Origin of the sequence: Amycolatopsis sp. La24 (genome assembly GCF_029087445.1) — a bacterium.
Classification (GTDB): Bacteria; Actinomycetota; Actinomycetes; order Mycobacteriales; family Pseudonocardiaceae; genus Amycolatopsis; species Amycolatopsis nivea.
In genome coordinates, this window is the sequence record NZ_JARACH010000011.1 from 1 (window position 1) to 19,772 (window position 19,772).

The 19,772-nt window shown below is 69.1% G+C and carries 17 protein-coding genes; 9 read left to right on the top strand and 8 right to left on the bottom strand.

Features of this window, described 5'->3' with window-relative positions:
* The first annotated feature begins 208 nt into the window (after nucleotides 1-208).
* Nucleotides 209-646: an SRPBCC family protein gene (locus PUT80_RS13675; protein ID WP_037810029.1), complete on the top strand. Its 438-nt coding sequence runs from the start codon at nucleotides 209-211 to the stop codon at nucleotides 644-646.
* Between the two features lie 18 nt (nucleotides 647-664).
* Here the strand turns inward: PUT80_RS13675 and PUT80_RS13680 are convergent, their stop codons facing one another.
* The 4 genes from PUT80_RS13680 to PUT80_RS13695 all read right to left on the bottom strand — a co-directional run bounded on the left by PUT80_RS13680 (nucleotide 665) and on the right by PUT80_RS13695 (nucleotide 6,951).
* The gene (locus PUT80_RS13680; RefSeq protein ID WP_037810030.1) at nucleotides 665-2,326 is read right to left on the bottom strand and encodes a fumarate hydratase; all 1,662 of its coding nucleotides are present in this window, start codon (nucleotides 2,324-2,326) and stop codon (nucleotides 665-667) included.
* A gap of 1,388 nt (nucleotides 2,327-3,714) precedes the next feature.
* Nucleotides 3,715-4,746 (bottom strand): sigma-70 family RNA polymerase sigma factor, encoded by a 1,032-nt coding sequence (locus PUT80_RS13685; RefSeq protein ID WP_037810032.1) that lies wholly within the window; start codon nucleotides 4,744-4,746, stop codon nucleotides 3,715-3,717.
* Between the two features lie 277 nt (nucleotides 4,747-5,023).
* On the bottom strand, nucleotides 5,024-5,449 hold the full coding sequence (dtd, locus tag PUT80_RS13690; RefSeq protein ID WP_037810034.1) for a D-aminoacyl-tRNA deacylase: 426 nt from the start codon (nucleotides 5,447-5,449) through the stop codon (nucleotides 5,024-5,026).
* Nucleotides 5,446-6,951, bottom strand: a complete 1,506-nt coding sequence (locus PUT80_RS13695) for a class I SAM-dependent methyltransferase (protein WP_275292225.1) — start codon at nucleotides 6,949-6,951, stop codon at nucleotides 5,446-5,448. The genes dtd and PUT80_RS13695 overlap by 4 nt, the downstream gene beginning before the upstream one ends.
* Before the next feature lie 19 nt (nucleotides 6,952-6,970).
* Here PUT80_RS13695 and PUT80_RS13700 point away from each other — a divergent pair, with 19 nt between their 5' ends.
* A complete protein-coding gene (locus PUT80_RS13700; RefSeq protein WP_037810035.1) occupies nucleotides 6,971-8,263 on the top strand; it encodes an amidohydrolase in 1,293 nt (430 codons plus the stop codon).
* An 8-nt stretch (nucleotides 8,264-8,271) separates the two neighbouring features.
* On the top strand, nucleotides 8,272-8,616 hold the full coding sequence (locus PUT80_RS13705) for a DUF3099 domain-containing protein (RefSeq protein ID WP_051728718.1): 345 nt from the start codon (nucleotides 8,272-8,274) through the stop codon (nucleotides 8,614-8,616).
* Nucleotides 8,617-9,008: 392 nt separating this feature from the next.
* Here the strand turns inward: PUT80_RS13705 and PUT80_RS13710 are convergent, their stop codons facing one another.
* Genes PUT80_RS13710 through PUT80_RS13720 form a run of 3 tightly spaced genes read right to left on the bottom strand, consistent with a single transcriptional unit; the run spans nucleotide 9,009 to nucleotide 11,455 of the window.
* A complete protein-coding gene (locus PUT80_RS13710) occupies nucleotides 9,009-9,878 on the bottom strand; it encodes a carbohydrate kinase family protein (protein ID WP_037819195.1) in 870 nt (289 codons plus the stop codon).
* A complete protein-coding gene (locus tag PUT80_RS13715) occupies nucleotides 9,875-10,789 on the bottom strand; it encodes a pseudouridine-5'-phosphate glycosidase (RefSeq protein ID WP_037819193.1) in 915 nt (304 codons plus the stop codon). Before PUT80_RS13715 ends, PUT80_RS13710 begins: the two co-directional genes overlap by 4 nt.
* A gap of 9 nt (nucleotides 10,790-10,798) precedes the next feature.
* Complete coding sequence (locus PUT80_RS13720) at nucleotides 10,799-11,455, bottom strand: hypothetical protein (protein ID WP_275292168.1); 657 nt, start codon at nucleotides 11,453-11,455, stop codon at nucleotides 10,799-10,801.
* Between the two features lie 84 nt (nucleotides 11,456-11,539).
* Between PUT80_RS13720 and PUT80_RS13725 the strand changes: the two genes are divergently transcribed.
* Entirely contained in the window at nucleotides 11,540-11,782 is a 243-nt protein-coding gene (locus tag PUT80_RS13725) for a DUF3039 domain-containing protein (RefSeq protein ID WP_020657970.1), read from the top strand.
* Nucleotides 11,783-11,910: 128 nt separating this feature from the next.
* Nucleotides 11,911-12,762, top strand: coding sequence for a hypothetical protein (locus tag PUT80_RS13730; protein ID WP_134668169.1), 852 nt, complete (start codon nucleotides 11,911-11,913; stop codon nucleotides 12,760-12,762).
* Between the two features lie 2 nt (nucleotides 12,763-12,764).
* On the opposite strand, the gene PUT80_RS13735 is transcribed toward PUT80_RS13730, so the two are convergent.
* Nucleotides 12,765-13,991 carry a YihY/virulence factor BrkB family protein gene (locus PUT80_RS13735; protein WP_238607527.1) on the bottom strand — a complete coding sequence of 409 codons (1,227 nt, stop codon included), beginning with the start codon at nucleotides 13,989-13,991 and terminating at the stop codon, nucleotides 12,765-12,767.
* Between the two features lie 227 nt (nucleotides 13,992-14,218).
* Between PUT80_RS13735 and PUT80_RS13740 the strand changes: the two genes are divergently transcribed.
* The 4 genes from PUT80_RS13740 (at nucleotide 14,219) to PUT80_RS13755 (ending at nucleotide 19,770) form a co-directional block, all read left to right on the top strand.
* On the top strand, nucleotides 14,219-15,964 hold the full coding sequence (locus tag PUT80_RS13740; RefSeq protein WP_037819238.1) for a DEAD/DEAH box helicase: 1,746 nt from the start codon (nucleotides 14,219-14,221) through the stop codon (nucleotides 15,962-15,964).
* A 349-nt stretch (nucleotides 15,965-16,313) separates the two neighbouring features.
* Entirely contained in the window at nucleotides 16,314-17,450 is a 1,137-nt protein-coding gene (locus PUT80_RS13745) for a substrate-binding domain-containing protein (protein WP_275292169.1), read from the top strand.
* A gap of 95 nt (nucleotides 17,451-17,545) precedes the next feature.
* Entirely contained in the window at nucleotides 17,546-18,319 is a 774-nt protein-coding gene (locus tag PUT80_RS13750) for an ATP-binding cassette domain-containing protein (RefSeq protein ID WP_037819184.1), read from the top strand.
* A 17-nt stretch (nucleotides 18,320-18,336) separates the two neighbouring features.
* Complete coding sequence (locus PUT80_RS13755) at nucleotides 18,337-19,770, top strand: ABC transporter permease (RefSeq protein WP_037819236.1); 1,434 nt, start codon at nucleotides 18,337-18,339, stop codon at nucleotides 19,768-19,770.
* Nucleotides 19,771-19,772: the final 2 nt, after the last annotated feature.

The following is a 19,772-nucleotide window of genomic DNA, read 5'->3' on the forward strand; positions in this document are numbered from 1 at the left end:
TACGGCGGGGAGGTGCTTGTCAAGGCGGGAAAGATGCCTTGACAAGCACCTCCGCGCCGTGTTTTTGGCTGTGTATCGGGGTTGGGGGGGTGTGGCTGCCTTGATCGTGGGTGCATTGGTGCGGCTATGGACTTCCTTCGGAAGTCCATAGTGGACTTGTTTGTGTGCGTCTATGGCAGGGGGAGGGGGGCGGCCCTAGGCTGCGTGAATGGGAACTCGCCAGGTTTCGCGCAGTGCTGTCGTTGCTGCGGCACCGGAACGGATTTTCGCGTTGCTCGTCGATCCGGCGCAGCATCCGCTCATTGACGGGTCGGGCACGGTGCGGGCCAGTCAGGGGTCGGCGCCGGCGCGGTTGTCGTTGGGGGCGCGGTTCGGCATGGAGATGCGGATGGGGGCGCCGTACCGGATTCAGAACACCGTGGTCGAGTTCGAGGAGAATCGGCTGATTGCTTGGCGGCACTTCTCCGGGCATCGGTGGCGTTGGCTGCTCGAGCCGACCGAGGACGGGCGCACCGAGGTCACCGAGACCTTTGACTGGTCTACTGCTCGGTCGCCGCTTGCTATTCGGTTGCTCGGGTTTCCCAAGCGCAACGCCGAGGCCATCGAGAAAACTCTCGCCCGGTTGGGCGGGATGTTTCCCGGATGACCTCGGCGTCGGCCGGAATCAGCGGAAGCTGATCTGCAGGACCGGTTCGCTGGTTTCGGAGAAGAAGTCGTTGCCCTTGTCGTCGATGACGATGAACGCGGGGAACTCTTCGACCTCGATTTTCCAGACCGCTTCCATGCCGAGTTCGGCGTACTCGAGCACGTCGACCTTCTTGATGCAGTCCTTCGCCAGCCGCGCGGCCGGGCCGCCGATCGAGCCGAGGTAGAAGCCGCCGTGTTCCTTGCAGGCCGCGGTGACCTGCTTCGAGCGGTTGCCCTTCGCCAGCATGACGAGCGAACCGCCCGCGGCCTGGAACTGGGCGACGTACGAGTCCATCCGGCCCGCGGTCGTCGGGCCGAACGAGCCGGACGCGTAGCCGTCGGGGGTCTTCGCCGGGCCCGCGTAGTAGACCGGGTGGTCGCGGAGGTACTGCGGCATCTCCTCGCCGGCGTCGAGGCGCTCGGCGATCTTCGCGTGGGCGATGTCGCGCGCCACGACCAGCGGGCCGGTCAGCGACAGGCGCGTCTTCACCGGCAGTTGCGCCAGCTGGGCGCGGATCTGGTCCATCGGCTGGTTCAGATCGACCGACACGACCTCGTCGGACAGGTCTTCCTCGGTGACGTCCGGCAGGAAGCGGGCCGGGTCGCGTTCGAGCTGTTCGATGAACACGCCCTCGCTCGTGATTTTCGCCTTCGCCTGGCGGTCGGCCGAGCAGGACACCGCGACGCCGACCGGGCAGCTCGCGCCGTGCCGGGGCAGGCGGATCACGCGGACGTCGTGGCAGAAGTACTTGCCGCCGAACTGGGCGCCGATGCCGAACTGGCGCGTCATCTCCAGCACCTGCTGCTCGAGGTCGCGGTCGCGGAACGCGTGGCCCAGCTCGGAACCCTCGGCGGGAAGGTTGTCCAGGTAGCGCGCGGAAGCCAGCTTCGCGACCTTGAGGTTGAACTCGGCCGACATGCCGCCGACGACGATCGCCAGGTGGTACGGCGGGCACGCGGCGGTGCCCAGGCTGCGCAGCTTCTCGTCCAGGAACCGGGCGAGCCGCTTCGGGTTCAGGACCGCCTTCGTTTCCTGGTACAGGAACGTTTTGTTGGCGCTGCCGCCGCCCTTGGCCATGAACAGGAACTCGTACGACGGGTCCGTCGCGTCGGTGTCTTTGTGATACAGCTCGATCTGCGCCGGGAGGTTCGTGCCGGTGTTGCGCTCTTCCCAGAAGTTGATCGGGGCCATCTGCGAGTAGCGCAGGTTCAGCTGCTGGTAGGCGTCGAAAATGCCCTGAGACAGCGCGCGCTCGTCGTCGCCGCCGGACAGCACGCCCTCGGTGCGCTTGCCGATGACGATCGCGGTGCCGGTGTCCTGGCACATCGGCAGCACGCCGCCCGCCGAGATGGCCGCGTTGCGGAGCAGGTCCATCGCGACGAAACGGTCGTTGCCGCTGGCTTCGGGGTCGTCGACGATCGCGCGCAGCTGCTGCAAGTGTGACGTACGCAACAGGTGCTGGATGTCGGTGATCGCCGTGCGCGCGAGCGTCGTCAGCGCTTCCGGATCGACCTTCAGAAACTTCCGCCCGGCGGCTTCGACGGTCTCGACGCCGTCGGCGGTGACCAGCCGGTATTCGGTGGTGGTGTCCTTGCCGAGCGGCAGGACTTCGGTGTGCTGGAACGTGGTGGGCGGCACAGCGAGGCTCCTTTGCCCTGATCGGGATTGGCTCACGGTACTCAGCGGGTTCCGCCCGGTCGCACGGGCGCGGGGACGCTGTGGGATAGCGCACGCCAGCGGTGCTTCCCACGGGTTTCGGGCAGGCATGGTCGGGAGGCCGGGCCCACCCCGACGGACCCGACCTCCCGGGGAAAGCGGACCGGATGCGCACACACCCGCCCCGCGTGACCAACGGGACCCCCGCCGGCGCGTTGACCGGACGCCGCACAGCGGGGGTCGCGAACGCTTGCTACCCACTGCCCAGAACCGCCAAACGCGAACGAGACGCGAATTCCACGAACGGGTGCGCGGAGTGGTGACGGGATTGCGGTGGGTGTCAGGACGAATCGGGTCAAGGGGAGGAAACGGGGCACGGAAGGTGGAGGGTGCGCTCAAAAGGGGCTGGAGTGGCTTGTGGGGCTCAAGGGGCTGGTGGGGCTGGTGGTGTTGCTGAGGCGATTTGTCGGCAATTCGACGTCGCTCTTGCCGAGGTGGTGGATGGGGGGAAATCGGGGCTGGGTAGGACGAAGCCGCTGGTCCGGGAGTTGAAGCAGGCCGCTGGCACCGGGGCGGCAGATGAGGAGGGCTGGGCACGCCCTCAGTCCGAGAGCCGCGCGATTCCGCCGTCTCCAGGGAGACGGACGGGGTGGAGGACGCTGCCGTCATCGGAGCGGCGGACGTGGGAAATCCAGGGTTTGGCTCCGGCACCCAGCCCGGAACCGAAGCGATGCCGCCGCCATCGCAGTGGCGGGTGGCGAAAATCCGGGGCTGGACGCGACGCCCCGGCCCAGAAGCCGGGCGACCTCGCCGTTGTCGAAGCGGTGGATGCGAGAAATCCGGTGCTGGACACCAACGCTCCCAGCCCAAAGCCGGGCGATGCCGCCGTCCTCAGAGCGTCGGATGGCGAAAATCCGGGGCTGGCCCCGGCACCCAGCCGGAAAGGCGGGTGACCTCGTCGTTGTCGAGGCGGTGGATGCGAGAAATCCGGGGCCGGACACCCGGCCCCAGCCCAAAGGCGGGCGACTCCGCCGTCCTCGGAGCGGCAGGCAGTGGAAATCCGGGTCCGGACACGACAAGACCCCCGGTCCGAAAGCCGAACCGAGGGTCTTGCGCAACCAGCGGCGCGAACCACTGCCCATCGAAACAATCTGTGGTCGAGGAGTCCCCGTCCCGCCTGACCGGGCCCCACCCGATCCCCACGGAAAACCCTGACCGTGCCTGTCCGCGTGCTTGCCGCGGCCGGGCTCACCGGACCCCGCGCCCGGTCAGTCCGCCGCGCCAGCCCGAATGCTCGCTGACCGGCTTCTCCGCCCTCCCCGGAACCCGGAACCCGAGCCCGAACCCCGGGCCCGGAGAGGGAAGAAAACTCAGCTGGCGTACGCCCGCAGCCGGTCGGCGCGCTCGCCCTGGCGCAGCTTCGCCATGACCTCGCGTTCGATCTGCCGCACGCGTTCGCGCGACAGGCCGAAGTGCTTGCCGATCTGGTCGAGCGTGCGCGGCTGGCCGTCGTCGAGGCCGTAGCGCAGGCGGATGACGTGCTGTTCGCGGTCGTCCAGCGTGGCCAAAACCCGACGGAGGTCGTCTTGCAGCAGGCCGGAGATCACGGCGCTCTCGGCGTCGGTCGCCTCCGAGTCTTCGATGAAGTCGCCCAGCGGGGCGTCTTCCTCGGTGCCCACCGGCATGTCGAGGCTCACCGGGTCGCGCGACTGGTCGAGCAGGTCCGAGATCTTGTGCACCGGAATGCCCGATTCGGCGCTCAGTTCCTCGTGCGTCGCGTCGCGGCCCAGCTGCTGGTGCAGGTCGCGGCGGATCCGGGCCAGCTTGTTCACCTGTTCGACCAGGTGGACCGGCAGCCGGATGGTGCGGCCCTGGTCCGCCATGCCTCGGGTGATCGCCTGGCGGATCCACCACGTGGCGTACGTGGAGAACTTGAACCCCTTGGAGTAGTCGAACTTCTCCACCGCGCGGATCAGGCCCAGGTTCCCCTCCTGGATCAGGTCGAGCAGCGGCATGCCCCGTCCGGTGTAGCGCTTCGCGAGCGACACCACGAGCCGGAGGTTGGCCTCCAGCAGGTGGTTCTTCGCGACGTGGCCGTCGCGGACCAGCGCGCGCAGTTCCTTGCGGCGCTGCGGCGTGAGGCCCTCGGCGGTGTCGAGCATGTGCTGGGCGAAGACCCCGGCTTCGATCCGCTTCGCCAGCTCGACCTCGTCGGCCGCGGTGAGCAGCGCGGTCTTGCCGATGCCGTTCAGGTACACGCGCACCAGGTCGGCGGCGGGGCTCTGGGCGTCGAGGTCGGCGTCGGTGAGCGCCCCCACGCTCACCCGCTCCTCGGTCTGCTGTGCTGGAATCCCGCGCTCGCGAATCCCGCGCGCTTCGCGTTCGAGAGTCTGGACTGACATTCTGCCTCCCCGGTCACGGGCTGAACGTGTCTCGCCGGCGCCTGCGGGACGGGGCCTGTGGAATCCCGTGTCCGCGGGCCCAGCCGGCTTGGCTGGACACTGGTCTCAACGCTCCGGGTAGGTGAAACGTTCCCGGCTCGCTGAAATGAGGACGGGCGTACCCGCCTCGCGGTTGCTCCACCAAAACTGAGGTTTTGCTGAGAACCGCTGCGCTCCGGGGAATGCGCTCGAATCGCGCTCCGTGCCTTCGATGTTACGCGGCCTTCTCCAATGTGGTCTAGACCTCAACGAGAACGGTGAACGGGCCGTCGTTCACGCTTTCCACCGCCATCTCCGCGCCGAACCGTCCGGTCGAGACGGTCGCGCCGCGGCCGCGCAGTTCCGCGACCACGGCGTCCACCAGGGGTTCGGCGATTTCCGGCCGGGCGGCGGCGGTCCACGACGGGCGGCGGCCCTTGCGGGTGTCGCCGTAGAGCGTGAACTGCGACACCACGAGCAGCGGCGCGCCGGTCGTCGCGCACGATTCCTCGTCGCGCAGCAACCGGAGCTCGTGCAGTTTGCGGGCCATCGTTTCGGCTTTACCGGGATCGTCGTCCCGGTGCACGCCCAGCAGCACGAGCAGTCCGGGTTCCTTGATCTCTCCGGCAATCTCCCCCGCGACGGTCACGCTCGCGCGGGTGACCCGCGCCGCCACCGCCCTCACCGCGGCGAACCCGGCACGAGCATGCCGTGCCGCACAAGTTCGCGGACGATCGGCAAAGGGGCGGCGGTCAGTTCGGCCGAATCGAGGCCCTGCGCGGCGGACAGCAGGTCCAGCAGATCCGACAGCGGCAACGCGCCGCGGCAACCCGCGAGAAGGCGCGTGGTGAGTTCGTCGACCTCGTGCTGCCAACCGGGTCCGTCGGTGCGATGCAACCGCCGCACGGTTGTTTCCCAGCCCTCATCTCCGGGAGAGTCGACGCGTTCGAGCAGCACTGTGTCGGGTACCCGAAACGCTACGTCCAACACGTTGTCGCCGTGCGTACGCAGCCACTCGACGCGGTCGAGCCAGTTCGCTGCTTCGGGACCCAGCGGGTCGTCGTAAGCCTGTCGCAGGTCTTCGCAGATAACAGTCGGCGTCTGACCGTTCGCGCGCCGCAGCGTCACGAAGCCGAATCCGATGCCCTGTACGTCGTTTTCGGTGAACCAGTCGAGCCACGCGGCGGCTTTCGCGCGGCCTTCGGGTGAGCGTGGGTCGATGCCTTCGTCGCGAAGCCACGTGCCGACGTACAGCCCGGGGTCGGCGACGTCGCGCTGTACGAACCAGGCGTCAGTCTCAGGCGGCAGCCAGCGTGCGACGCGGTCGCCCCAGTCTTCGCCGCGACGGTGCAGCCACGACGCGAGGAGCTGACCCGTGCCGCCGTCGTTGAGGAAGCTCGGCAGCTGACGGACGACCAGCGCGCTCGCGTCGTCGCCGGCCAAGCCGGAGTCGCGGTACGTGTAGTCGACGCGCGGCGGACCGACCACGAATGGCGGATTGCACACGATCTGGTCGAAACGGCGGCGCGCGACGGGCGCGAACCATTCGCCGCGCAGCAGCTCGACGTCCAGCTCGTTCAGCCGGAACGTGCCCGCGGCCAGCGCGAGCGCGCGGGCCGACACGTCGGTCGCGGTGACCCGCTGCGCGTGCCGGGTCGCGTGCAGCGCTTGGACGCCGTTGCCGGTCCCCAGGTCGAGCAGGGTGCCGACCGGGCGGCGGCTGGTCGCACGGATCAGGCTCAGCGACGCGTGCCCGACGCCGAGCACGTGGTCCTCGGGCACGACGTGGCCGAGCATGTCGGCGTCGAGGTCGGAGACGACCCACCACGAACCGTCCTCGTCGCCGTGCGGACGGATGTCGAGTGCGGCGCGGAACTCGTCCCCGACCGTCCGCAGGATGCCGGCGGCCACCGCGTCGTCCGCACTGAGCGGGGCGAACGCCGACGAGACGGCCTTCTCCGGCTCGGCGAGACCGAGCAGGAACAGCCGGATGAAGACGCCGAGATCGCCGGCGTCGAGGCTCGCGCGGCGGGCGGGTTCGGGCTCGCCGCGGCCGAGCGCCGTGTGCGCTGCGCCGCCGAGCGCGTCGACGACGCCGTCAGCGTCGTAGCCGGTGCGTCGGAACGCTTCGCGCAGCCGCGCGCAGACGTCGTCGGAAAGGTCAGGAAGAGGCGTGTTCGTGCTCACGGTGGGTAAGCCTGCCACGATGAGCATCGTGACCACCGAGACCACCGAGCGTGTCCTGGCTCCGCTTGAAGCGGCACTGCCGGAGCTTGAAGCGCTGTACGTCGATCTGCACCGTCATCCCGAGCTGGCGTTCACCGAAACCCGCACGGCAGCCGAGCTGGCCCGACGGCTGACTGAAGACGGCTTCGAGGTGCACACCGGCATCGGTCGCACCGGTGTAGTCGGCGTCCTGCGCAACGGCGAAGGACCGACTGTGCTGCTTCGTGCGGACATCGACGCGTTGCCGGTCGAGGAGCAGACGGGGCTCTCGTACGCGAGCACTGCGCGCGGCGTCGACTCCGAGGGTCGCGAAGTGCCGCTGATGCACGCCTGCGGGCACGACATGCACGCGACGTGGCTCTCCGGTGCCGCGCATCTTCTCGCGGCTTCGCGGGACGAGTGGTCCGGCACGCTGCTCGCGCTGTTCCAGCCCGGGGAAGAGGCCGGGGACGGTGCCGCCGGGATGGTCCGCGACGGTCTCTTCGACCGGGTCGGCCGTCCCGACGTGGTCTTCGGGCAGCACATCGTGCCTGGTCCGGCCGGGTGGGTGCTGACCCGTCCGGGCGTGATCATGGCGGCGACCGACACCTTGCGGATCACCCTGCACGGTCGCGGCGGGCACGGGTCGCGGCCGGAAACCACGGTCGACCCGGCGGTGCTGGCGGCGTCCGTGGTGCTCAAGCTGCAGACGATCGTGTCGCGCGAGATCGCGGCTACTGAGCCTGCCGTGGTGACTGTCGGCTCGATGCATGTCGGGACCGCGGCGAACGTGATCGCTGACCATGCCGTGCTCGAGGTCAACACTCGGGCCTTCGACGACGCCGTGTTGGTGCGGCTGCGCAAGGCGATCGAGCGGATCGTGAACGGTGAAGCCGCGGCCGCGGGGGCGCCTCAGCCGCCGACGGTGGAGGTCGTCGCGTCCTATCCGGTCACGGCGAACGACACTGCCGCGTCGGACGAGTTGACCGAGGTGTTTCGCGGGCACTTCGGTGCGGAGGCGACGATGCCCGCGCCGCTGGTCACCGGCAGTGAGGACTTCAGCGAGTTCGGCCGGGCGGCCGGGGTGCCGTCGGTGTTCTGGCTGGTCGGAGGGTTCGACGCGCAGCAGGTGATCACGGCGATGACCGAGGGACGGTTCGAGACCGACGTGCCCTCGAATCACTCGTCCAAGTTCGCGCCGGTGCTGCACCCGACGCTGCGGACCGGGGTCGAGACGCTGGTCGTCGCCGCGTTGTCCCGGTTTGCCCGCCCGGGTGTCGCGGAAGGCCGGTGAGTGAGACGATGGAACACGGAGGTGGTGCTGTGAACGCACCCCACGGAGCCGATCCCCGCCCCGAACCTGTGTTGATCACCGAGGCCGAGCCGTCGCTGGACGATCAGCTGGCGGCGCGGAAGCGGAAGTACGTCATCATGATGGTGTGCCGGATTCCCTGTCTTATTTTGGCCGGGCTGACTTATCACACGTGGTGGCTGGCTATTTTGTTTTTGGTGATTTCCGTGCCGTTGCCTTGGATCGCTGTGCTGATCGCTAATGATCGGCCGCCTAAGAAGTCGGAGAAGGTCAATCGGTATGCGCGGGATGCTCGGCAGATCGAGGGGCGGAAGCATCGGGTGATTGACGGGTAGCGTCCGTCTGTTTCGGCTCGTCGCCTGGCGGCGACATTGGCCTCTTGGTTGCGTGGGGCACCCCGAAGCTTGATTGTGCTGACGGTCGGTGGGTGCTTGTCAAGGCGGGAAAGATGCCTTGACAAGCACCCGCCGACCGCAGATGAGCTTCGTATCGGGGTGCGGGGGAGGTGTGGGTGCCTCGCTGGTTTGGGTGCGTCGGCTGCCGGTTCTCGGGTGGGGCTAGCGCCCCAATGTGGCATTGGGTGCATGTGACGCACCCAATGTGGCGTTCGGTGCGTCTGACGCACCCAATGCCACATTGGGGCGCATCCCGGGCGGCGAGGGTGGGGCCGTGAGGGGGGCCCTGAGGGAATCTGGGGCTGTCAGGGGGCCCCTCACGGACCTTTGTTTTAGGGTTGCGGGCCGATTCGGCTTACTGCCAGTGCGCCTAGTTGGGTGCCTGTGCGTAGTACGTCCACTGTGGACTTTCCGGCTAGCCAGGTGGTGAGGACGCCTGCGTCGAAGGCGTCGCCTGCGCCGGTGGAGTCCACGCAGGTTGTTTCTACTGCTGGGACTGAGGAGACGCCGGTTGCGTCGATCCAGCTCGCGCCGTCCAGGCCTGCGGTTACTACTACTGCGCCTACGGTGTTCAGCAGTTCGGTGGCCGAGGACGGGTCTGCGGAGCCGGTCAGGGCGACTAGTTCTTCGGTGTTCGGCATGAGCAGGTCGGTGCCGCGTACGTCGTCCAGGAAGGCTGACGGGTCGTGGATGTGGGCGGCTGCTTGGGGGTCCACGGAGGTCGTCAGCCCGGCTTTCTTCGCGGCGGCCAGTGCGGCTAGGCCTGCGGGGCGGGAGGACGGGTCCAGCAGGACATAGCCGGACAGGTGCAGGTGGGTGGAGCCGGCCAGGGCCTCGGGCGTGACGTCTTCGGGGGCGAAGCGTTTGTTCGCGCCTCGGTCGGCGAGCATGCTGCGTTGGCCTTCGCCGTCTACCAGGACTACTACGCAGCACGTCGGGGCTTCCGGATCGGTCGCGAAGGCGCAGCGGACTCCTGCGGCTTCCAACTCGGCTCGGATCAGGCGGCCGCCCGAGTCGTTGCCGATTCGGGCGATCAGGGTGGTTTCTGCTCCCAGGGAGCGCAGCCACAGGGCGGTGTTCGCTCCGGCGCCGCCGCCGGTGAAGCGGATTGCTGCTCGGGCGTCGCCGCCGTGGGGGAGGGGCTGGTCGTGTCGCGCGACGACGTCTAGGCCCGCGTCGCCGACTACTACGATTCCGGTCACGACAGGGCCACCGCTACCTCGGTCGCGAGTTTGGCGTTGGACAGCACCAAAGCCTCGTTCGCGTCGATGCTGACGCCTTCGCTGGCGGTGTGGAAGTGTTCGAGCAGCACGGGGGTCACGTCCGCGCCGTGTACGTCGCCGTCGGCCAGTTTTGCCAGGCCTTCGCGCAGCAGGCGGTCGTGCAGTGCACGGTCCATTTCGGACTCTTCCGGGATCGGGTTTGTCAACAATACGCCCGAATTCGCGTACCGGCGGTGCGCGGAGATGACCGCGGCGGCCTGCTTCGGGTCGTCCACGCGCCAGCCGACGGGGTGGCCGGACGAGCGGAGGTAGAACGCGGGGAAGTCGTCGGTGCGGTAGCCGAGGACGGGCACCGAGTTCGTTTCCAAAACTTCCAGGGTGGCGGGGATGTCCAGGACGGACTTCACGCCGGAGCACACGACCACGGTCGGCACCTTGGCGAGGACGCCGAGGTCGGCCGAGACGTCCCAGCTCTGTGCCGCGCCCAGGTGCACGCCGCCGAGGCCGCCGGTGGCGAAGACGCCGATCCCGGCTGCCGCGGCGAGCGCCGAGGTGCCGGCGACGGTCGTGGCGCCGGAGCGGCCGAGGCCGACTGCGGGGCCGAGGTCGCGCAGGGACAGCTTGTCCAGGCCGGCGTCGGGGGCGCAGACGCGCTCCAGTTCGGCGGGGGACAGGCCGATGACCGGCCGTCCGTCCAGGACGGCGATGGTGGCCGGCACGGCGCCGCCGTCTCGTACGGTTTGCTCGATGCGGCGGCCGACGTCGAGGTTCCGTCCGTACGGGAGGCCGTGCGAAAGGATCGTGCTCTCGAGCGCGACGACGGGGTGACCGTCACGCAACGCCGAGGCGACTTCCTCGTGGACGAACAGGGGAGTGGTCTGGGTGGTCACGAACGGACATCATCTGTGATCGCCGCGCACGCTGCGGCATCGGGTCAGCTCTGCCTGCAGATTCTGCCGCGCGGCGGCTTCCCAGCGTGAGCGCGCGCTTTCGGTGAGGTACAGCGCAGGTCGCGCGAGGAGGCTTTCCAGCACCGCGGCGCGGCCGGTTGCCCAGGCGTCGTCGGGATAGCGCGCGTACTCCTGGCGCACGTTGTCCACGTACGCGGCGTACACGGCGGGCGATGCGCCGAGGATGGCCAGGTCGGCGTCGAGGAGGGCTGCTGCGGCTAGGTCGCCTTCAGGGGCTTCGTGGGCGGCGGTGGCGAGTACGAGGGCTTCGGCCTGGTCGATGTGCGCAGCGGCAATCCCTGCGCGCGTGAGCCAGCGGCGAAGCCACTCCGCGCTGCGCTGCTCGTCTTCGCCGGGTACGGCGTCGTAGACCACGTCGTGTGCCCACGCGGCGAGTACGACGACAGCGCGTTCGTGGAAGGGCAGGTCGGCCGCTAGCCGCTCCGCGTCGTGCGCGACGGCGGTGGCGTGGGCGAGGTCGTGGTAGCGGCGGTGCGGTTCGGTGTAGCGCGTTTCAAGGTCGGCCCAGGCGTCGTGGCCGACGCGGTGGTCGCCGCCGAGGCGGGTGAGGCAGCTGTGCCAGCGGGGTGCGGACTCGTGCGGCATCCGGGCTCCTGAGGGGTCCCTTGGCAGGTCAGGCGAGCCTAGCCGGGCATTACCGCGGGCGCGGCGCTGAGGCATGATGGTGGGGTGAGCACCGAAACGCTGACCAAGCCGGAGACCGACAGCACCGAGTCGACCGACGACGACTCGCCGAAGATGTTCCACTACGTGCGCAAGAACAAGATCGCCGAGAGCGCGGTCATGGGCACGCACGTCGTGGCGCTCTGCGGCGAGGTCTTCCCGGTCACGAAGTCGCCCAAGCCGGGGTCCCCGGTCTGCCCCAAGTGCAAGAAGATCTACGAGGGCCTCCGTCCCGGCGGCGACGACTGAGCGCGCTTCCCGCGCGTCCCGGTGCGCGGGAACAAAGGTGAAAATCCTTCACTCGGTGGCTGTGCACCCGGGGAGGAACTGGTAGACCTGCAGTCCGGCCAGTCGCCTCCCCGCAGGAGTGTCCCCGCATGCGCGCAACCGGGATCGTGCTTTCCCTCGTCGTCCTGATGTCCGCCTTCAGCGCCGTCGCGGCGGGCGCCGCGGACGCGGTGACCGGATGGACCACCGTCGGCTCGGACCGGGCCCGTCCGCTCGACGAGAGCCAGGGCCTCGCCACTGTCGAGCGCTCGTCCGGCACCAGCATCCGCTACACCGGCATCGGCACCGTCGACCCGGGTCTGGCCTCGAAGGGCTGGAACCACATCGGCGACCCGGGGTCGGCGAAGGGCTGGTACGTCGAGCCCTATCAGCGCGACGACCGCGGCGCGAAGCTCTTCCGCGTCGAAGCCCCGGACGGCTCCCGCGCCGACTACCAGCACGCGCTGGAATCGTGGGAAGCCAACAACAACTCGTTCGCCGCGGTGTCGCCCGACGCGCGCTGGCTCGTGTCCGGCGAATGGGGCACGATGGACCGTCTGCTCGTCTACCCGATGCCCGGCGTCGCGGCCACCGACCCCGGCCAGAACCTGCCGTACGCCTCGGCGATCCGGCTCGACCACCAGGTACGCGACGTCCAGGGCTGCGATTTCGTCTCCGCGACCCGGCTCATGTGCTCCTCCGACGACCCGGACGGCAGCCTCTTCGGCACCACCAAACCGCTGCTGCAGGTCGATCTCTCCGGTTCGGTCTCCGGCTCCGACGTCACCGGGCACGTCACCTCGCTCGGCCAGCTGCCGCTGGAAAGCGGCTGCAGCGGCAACTTCGAGGTCGAGGGCATCGACTACGACGAACGCGACGGCGGCACCCTGCGCGTGGTCGTGATGTCGCCGAGCGTCTGCATCGCCTTCGACAGCAAAACGTGGCGGTTCCGCCAGGGCTGACCTCAGCCCTGCTGCGAGCGCGGTTCCGAGCCGGAAGAAGGCTCGGAGCCGCGCTGGTCCGGGGCACGCTCAGGCCGCGCGAGCTGCACGGTCTCCGATCCGGGGCGCTGCACCTCGGCGCCGTTCGGCTCGTCGTGGCCGGTCTCGGACTCGGCGGTGTCGTCTTCGGGGTGCCGTTTCGGCCGGCGCAACGGCATCGTCGTGCGGTCCCACAGGCGACGGCCCTCCTCGGCCCGCATCCGCTCGTTCGCGCGTTCCATCTCCAGCCGCCGCCACTTGCGCCGCTGCCGCCGGGTCGCCTTCGCGGGCCACAGCTCCTGGATCGCGCTGTTGAAATACGCGCCGCCGACCACCGCGAGGCCGATGAAGAACATCAGCAGCAGGAATGCGATCGGCGCGGCCAGCGCGCCGTAGGTGTAGCCGGTCTTGGTGATCCAGTTCAGGTAGATCCGCAGCCCGATGCTCGACACCAGGAACACCACGCCGGCCAGCATCGCGCCCGGCAGCCCGCGGTGCCAGGGCAGCCGGCGCGGCAGCGCGAGCTTGTACAGCGTCGTCAGCGCGAGCGCGATCATCACGCCCAGCACCGGGTAGTAGAGCGTGCCGACCCAGGACGAGACCGTCGGCCGCCAGTCGACCGGGAAGAACTCCGGCAGCAGGTCCGGCCCGATCGCCAGCAGCGGAAGCCCGATCACGAGCCCGATCAGCGCGCACAGGTACAGCAGCAGCGCGAAAATCCGCTGCCACACCTCGTTGCGGACGCCGTACTGGTCGTGCGCGACGGTGATCGCGTCGACGAACGACGACATCGCCGACGAACCCGCCCACAGCGAGATGACGAAGCCCACGGACACGATCTCGCCCTTGCCGACGGTGAGGATGCTGTTCACCGTCGGTTCGATGATCTCCTGCACGGCGTTGGCGCTGAAGATGGTGTGGCTGAAGGTGATGATCCGGTCGTGCACCGCGGTGACCACGTTCTGGCCGAACCACTCGCCGATGAACCCGACGCTGCCCAGCAGCCCGAGCAGCAGCGGCGGGAGCGACAGCGTCTGCCAGAACGCCGCTTCGGCGGCCTCGGAGAAGATGTTGCCGTCCCACGCTTTCGCGAGCGTGCGGGTGAGCAGCCGCCACGGCCCCCTGCGCACGGTCTTCTCCGGCACGCTCTTCTTCGGCACTGCCTTGCCGTCCGGCTCTGCCTCGCCGGCGTCCGGTGTCACCTCGCCCATGGTGTGTCCCAGCATGGTCCATGCGCGCGGTTTTGGCTCGTCACCCCCGCCGAGAGGGGGCGTGTCGGAGGACACCACCCGTGGCGGTGGCGGGCGCCCGGGGACTCGGAAGGTAAGCTGGCCGACGTGCCCTCATCGCGGCGCCCGGCGGCGAAGCCGGTGCCACAGTGGGGGTTTTCGCACGTCACGGCCGCGCGGAGCGGCCCGAGGAGGGGGTGAACCGAGTTTTGTCCGAGACGACCCAGCCGGTCCTCGGGGCGCCGCCCGCAGCGACGGACTCCACCGCGCGCCCGCTGCGCGCCTGGCAGCGCCGAGCGCTCACGAAGTACCTGTCGAGCAAGCCGAAGGACTTCCTCGCGGTCGCGACGCCGGGCGCGGGCAAGACCGTCTTCGGCCTCCGGATCGCCGCCGAACTGCTGTCGGACCGCACGGTCGAGGCGGTCACGATCGTCACCCCGACCGAGCACCTGAAGCACCAGTGGGCGGCCTCGGCCGCGGCGGCGGGCATCCCGATCGACTCGAACTTCCGCAACACCACCGGCGTCACCTCGTCGGACTACCGCGGCGTCGCGGTCACCTACGCGCAGGTCGCCGCGCATCCCACGCTGCACCGGGTGCGCACGGAGAACCGCAAGACCCTGGTGATCCTCGACGAGATCCACCACGCGGGCGACGCGAAGTCCTGGGGCGACGCGACCAGCGAGGCGTTCACGCCCGCGGTGCGCAGGCTCGCGCTCACCGGGACGCCGTTCCGCAGCGACGACTCGCCGATCCCGTTCGTCACCTACGAACCGGACGGCGGCGGGTTCCAGCGCAGCAAGGCCGACCACTCCTACGGCTACTCCGACGCGCTCGCCGACGGCGTGGTCCGGCCGGTCGTCTTCCTCGCCTACTCCGGCGAGGCGTCGTGGCGCACCAGCGCGGGCGAGGAGTTCACCGCGCGGCTGGGCGAGCCGCTCACCGCGGAGCAGAACGCGCGCGCTTGGCGCACGGCGCTCGATCCGGCGGGCGAGTGGATCCCGGCGGTCCTTCAGGCCGCCGACACGCGGCTCAGCCAGGTGCGGCAAGGAATCCCGGACGCGGGCGGCCTGGTGATCGCCACCGACCAGGAAACCGCGCGCGCCTACGCCAAGATCCTGGAGCGGATCTGCGGCGAAACGCCGACGCTGGTCCTGTCCGACGACCCGAAGGCGTCCGGGCGGATCAAGGAGTTCTCCGAGACCAAGGAACGCTGGATCGTCGCGGTCCGGATGGTGTCCGAAGGCGTCGACGTCCCGCGGCTGGCCGTCGGCGTGTACGCGACCAGCGCGTCCACCCCGCTGTTCTTCGCGCAGGCCATCGGCCGCTACGTGCGGGCCCGGAAAAAGGGCGAGACGGCGAGCATCTTCCTGCCGAGCGTGCCGGTGCTGCTGGAACTGGCCAGCGAGCTGGAAGCGCAGCGCGACCACGTGCTCGGCAAACCGCACCGGGAGAAGGAAGGCTGGGACGACGAACTGCTCGCCCAGGCCAACCGCACCGAGGACGAACCGGGCGAGGAGGAGAAGGCGTTCACCTCGCTGCACGCCTCCGCCGAGCTCGACCAGGTCATCTACGACGGCAACTCGTTCGGCACCGCGGTCTTCTCCGGTTCCGACGAGGAGCAGGAGTACCTCGGCCTTCCCGGGCTGCTGGAGCCGGACCAGGTCCGCGCGCTGCTGCGCAAGCGGCAGGAAGAGCAGATCTCCGACGAGAAGCGGCGCAAGCCGAAGGACGAGCAGCCGGCCGCGCCGCCGGTCCGGTCGCAGTCGGTGAGCGAACGGCTCGGCGCGCTGCGCAAGGAGCTCAACGCGCTGGTCGGCGTGTACCACCACCGCACGAAGAAACCGCACGGCGCGATCCACAACGAACTGCGCCGCCAGTGCGGCGGCCCGCCCACCGCGATGGCGACGGTGGAGCAGCTCGAAGAGCGCATCGTCACGCTGCGCTCCTGGTAGTTCTCCGGGCACCGCGGCGGGGCGCACGGCGGGTCCGTGCGCCCCTTCCCCAGGTAGAACGGTTCGTCCGGTTCGATCCGGGCGCCTGAACGGGCACCCCTGCCCTGCGGACCGGACAAGACCGGACAAGTTCTCGTTACGCTCGGTGCGTGGCAGGGATCACTCAGTCAGCGCAAGCCCCTGATGAGGGCTGCGTTGCCGAACCGTGTCCATTTGGTGTCGGTTACTCGATCCCGCCATCTTCCGCAGAGCCGCTCCGCGGCATATGTTGTCGGCCACAACATATCTGCGACGGTGCACGGGGACCCCTCCCGATCACCCCGCGAGCATGATCGGAGAAGGAACGAGGATGCGCACCAGAACCCTTACCCTCCTCGCCGCGACGGTGAGCGCCGGCCTGGCGCTTTCGGCGTGCGGCGCCAACAGCGCGGGCTCCGGCAACTCGGGGGACAGCAAGAGCTCCGCCTCCGCCCCGGCAGGCGGCGGCGCCAACGGCAAGGTCGGCGTGATCCTGCCGGAGACCGCCACTTCGGCCCGCTGGGAAGCCTTCGACAAGCCGATGCTGCAGGCCGCGCTCTCCGCGCAGGGCTTCAGCGCCGACATCCAGAACGCCCAGGGCGACAACCAGAAGTTCTCCACCCTCGCCGACGGCTTCATCAGCTCGGGCGTCAAGGTGCTGGTCATCGCCCCGTCCGACCCCGCGGTCGGCGCGGCGATCGAGGCCAAGGCCAAGAAGGCCGGCATCCCGGTCATCGACTACGACCGCCCGAGCCTCGGCGGTTCGGCCGACTACTACGTCTCGTTCGACAACGAGAAGGTCGGCGAAATCCAGGCGCAGGGCCTCGCGGACGCGCTGAAGAGCAAGCCGGGAGCCAACGTCGTCCAGATCGAGGGCGCGCCGACGGACAACAACGCGACCCTGTTCGCCAACGGCCACGACAAGGTCCTCAAGCCGCTGTACGAGTCCAAGGCGCTGAACCTCGTGCAGAAGCAGCCCATCGACAACTGGGACGCCCAGGTCGGCGGCACGACGTTCGAGCAGATCTTCACCCGCGTCGGCGGCAAGGTCGACGGCGTCGTCGCGGCGAACGACGAGCTGGCGGGCGCGGTGATCACCGTGCTGAAGAAGAACGGCCTCAACGGGAAGGTCCCGGTCACCGGCCAGGACGCGACCGCGGCCGGTCTGCAGGCGATCCTGCGCGGCGACCAGACGCTGACGATCTTCAAGCCGATCAAGGAAGAGGCCGAGAACACCGCGAAGCTGGCCGCCGCGCTGGCCAAGGGCGACAAGGCCGCCGCCGACGCGATCGCCACCGGCAAGCTGCACGACCCGAAGAACAACCGCGACCTGAAGTCGGTGCTGCTGCAGCCGCAGCTGATCACGATCAAGGACATCAAGACCGTCGTCCAGCAGGGCTACGTCAAGGCGTCCGACATCTGCACCGGCGACCTCGCCGCCAAGTGCACCGAAAACGGCATCTCCTGACGCAGCAGTAACTCCCCGCCAGAGCAGCCGGGCCGGGACGCGTTCCCCCGACGCGCGTCCCGGCCCGGTATCCACGCGAGAGACAAGCGAATCCCATGAGCGAGCCCATTCTCGACATCACCGGCCTGAACAAGAGCTTCGGCCCGGTCCACGTCCTGCACGACGTGGACTTCGCCGTGCGGGCGGGCGAAGTGACCGCGCTCGTCGGCGACAACGGGGCCGGCAAGTCCACTTTGGTCAAATGCATCGCGGGCATCCACCCGTACGACACCGGAGCCGTGCGGTTCAACGGCGCGGACGCGCACATCCGCGGCCCCAAGGACGCCGCCGAACTCGGCATCGAGGTCGTCTACCAGGACCTCGCCCTCGCCGACAACCTCGACATCGTGCAGAACATGTTCCTCGGCCGCGAGCGCGGCAGCAGCTGGCTGCTCGACGAGGCCAGCATGGAGAAGGCCGCGCGCGAGACGCTGGCGTCGCTCGGCGTGCGCACGGTGAAATCCGTCCGCACGCCGGTTTCCTCGCTGTCGGGCGGTCAGCGCCAGACGGTCGCGATCGCGAAATCCGTGCTGTGGAACAGCAAAGTCGTCATCCTCGACGAACCGACCGCGGCGCTCGGCGTCGCGCAGACCAAGCAGGTGCTCGATCTGGTGCGCCGGCTGGCCGAACAGGGCCTCGGCGTGGTGCTGATCAGCCACAACATGGCCGACGTGTTCGAGGTCGCGGACCGGATCGCGGTGCTGTACCTCGGCCGGCTGGTCGCGGAGGTGCAGACCGGCGACGTGACGCACAGCCAGGTCGTCGAACTCATCACCGCGGGCCGATCGGGCGATCTCGGCCTGGCCCGTCCCGAAGCTGTCGCGCTGTGAGCGAGAAAGAACCCGCCATGACCGAAACTTCCGAGAAGCCGCAGACGCCGGACGCGCCCTCCGGGGCGATCGCCGACTTCGGCATCGACACGACCTCGCTGTCCACCGGCGAGGCGATCAAGGACTACTTCGCGCGGATGAAGGACGGGCAGCTCGGCTCGATTCCCGCCGTGCTCGGCGTCATCGTGCTCGCCGTCCTGTTCAGCGCGCTGTCCGGCGACTTCTTCACCCTGCAGAACATCGCCAACCTGCTCGAGCAGGGCGCCGGCCAGACCATCATCGCGATGGGCATCGTGTTCGTGCTGCTGCTGGGCGAGATCGACCTGTCCGCGGGCACCGCGTCCGGCGTCTGCGCGTCGCTGATGGCGCTGCACTATGTCCACAATGGAAACCTGCTGGGCTCCATGGGAACCGGCGTCTTCATCACGTTCATCGCGGTGCTCGTGCTCGCGGTGGTGCTGGCGCTGCTGCAGAAGATCTGGGCCGGGGCGGCGGTTTCACTGGTCGGCATCGTGGTGATCATGGTCGGTGCGCCGGTCAACGCGTGGGTCGAAATGCTCATCGCGGTCTGCACCGGCACCGCGATCGGCTGCATCACCGGTTTCCTGGTGTCGAAGATCGGAATGCCGTCCTTCGTCGTCACGCTGGCGCTGTTCATCGTCTGGCAGGGCGTGATCCTTCAGTTCGTCGGCGAAGGCGGCACGCTGCCGATCAGCACGAGCGACACGCTCAACGCGGTCGCCAACGGCAACCTCTCGATCGTCGGCAGCTGGGTGCTTTTCGTCGTCGCGGCAGGCGGATACGCGGTGCTCGCGCTCGGGCAGCACTTCTCGCGGCTGAAGCGCGGGCTGGTGGTCCAGCCGACGCCGATCGTGCTGGCGAAGGTCGGCGCCATCGCGGTCGTCGCCGCGGTCGCGACCTATCTGCTCACCATCAACCGCGCGTCGAACGACCTCGTCGTGATCGCGGGCGTGCCGTACGTGGTGCCGATCGTCCTGGTCCTGCTGGTGGCGGGCACCTACGTGCTCAACCGCACCAAGTACGGGCGGCACCTGTACGCGGTGGGCGGCAACAAGGAAGCCGCGCGCCGCGCCGGCATCAACGTGCCGAAGCTGCGCACCAGCGTGTTCGTGATCAGCTCGTCGTTCGCGGCGATCGGCGCGATCGTGTACTCGTCGAAGGTCGGTTCGGTCAGCGGCCAGTCCGGCGGTCTGAACACCCTGCTGTTCGCGGTCGGCGCGGCGGTCATCGGCGGCACCTCGCTGTTCGGCGGCAAGGGCCGGATCATGGACGCGGTGATCGGCGGCGCGGTGCTGGCGATCGTGAACAACGGTCTCGGCCTGCTTCAGCAGAAGGCCGCGGTGGTCAACATCATCACCGGCCTGGTTCTGCTGCTGGCCGCTTCGGTGGACGCGTTGTCGCGACGGCGGGCTGAGGCGTCAGCACGCTGAGG

What these genes read in the sequence shown, in the direction of transcription:
- PUT80_RS13675 (WP_037810029.1), top strand. Translation starts at nt 209, where the DNA reads ATGGGAACTCGCCAGGTTTCGCGCAGTGCTGTCGTTGCTGCGGCACCG.
- PUT80_RS13705 (WP_051728718.1), top strand. Translation starts at nt 8,272, where the DNA reads ATGGAACACGGAGGTGGTGCTGTGAACGCACCCCACGGAGCCGATCCC.
- PUT80_RS13730 (WP_134668169.1), top strand. Translation starts at nt 11,911, where the DNA reads ATGCGCGCAACCGGGATCGTGCTTTCCCTCGTCGTCCTGATGTCCGCC.
- PUT80_RS13700 (WP_037810035.1), top strand. Translation starts at nt 6,971, where the DNA reads ATGAGCATCGTGACCACCGAGACCACCGAGCGTGTCCTGGCTCCGCTT.
- PUT80_RS13685 (WP_037810032.1), bottom strand. Translation starts at nt 4,746, where the DNA reads ATGTCAGTCCAGACTCTCGAACGCGAAGCGCGCGGGATTCGCGAGCGC.
- PUT80_RS13735 (WP_238607527.1), bottom strand. Translation starts at nt 13,991, where the DNA reads ATGGGCGAGGTGACACCGGACGCCGGCGAGGCAGAGCCGGACGGCAAG.
- PUT80_RS13745 (WP_275292169.1), top strand. Translation starts at nt 16,314, where the DNA reads ATGCGCACCAGAACCCTTACCCTCCTCGCCGCGACGGTGAGCGCCGGC.
- PUT80_RS13755 (WP_037819236.1), top strand. Translation starts at nt 18,337, where the DNA reads ATGACCGAAACTTCCGAGAAGCCGCAGACGCCGGACGCGCCCTCCGGG.
- PUT80_RS13750 (WP_037819184.1), top strand. Translation starts at nt 17,546, where the DNA reads ATGAGCGAGCCCATTCTCGACATCACCGGCCTGAACAAGAGCTTCGGC.
- PUT80_RS13720 (WP_275292168.1), bottom strand. Translation starts at nt 11,455, where the DNA reads ATGCCGCACGAGTCCGCACCCCGCTGGCACAGCTGCCTCACCCGCCTC.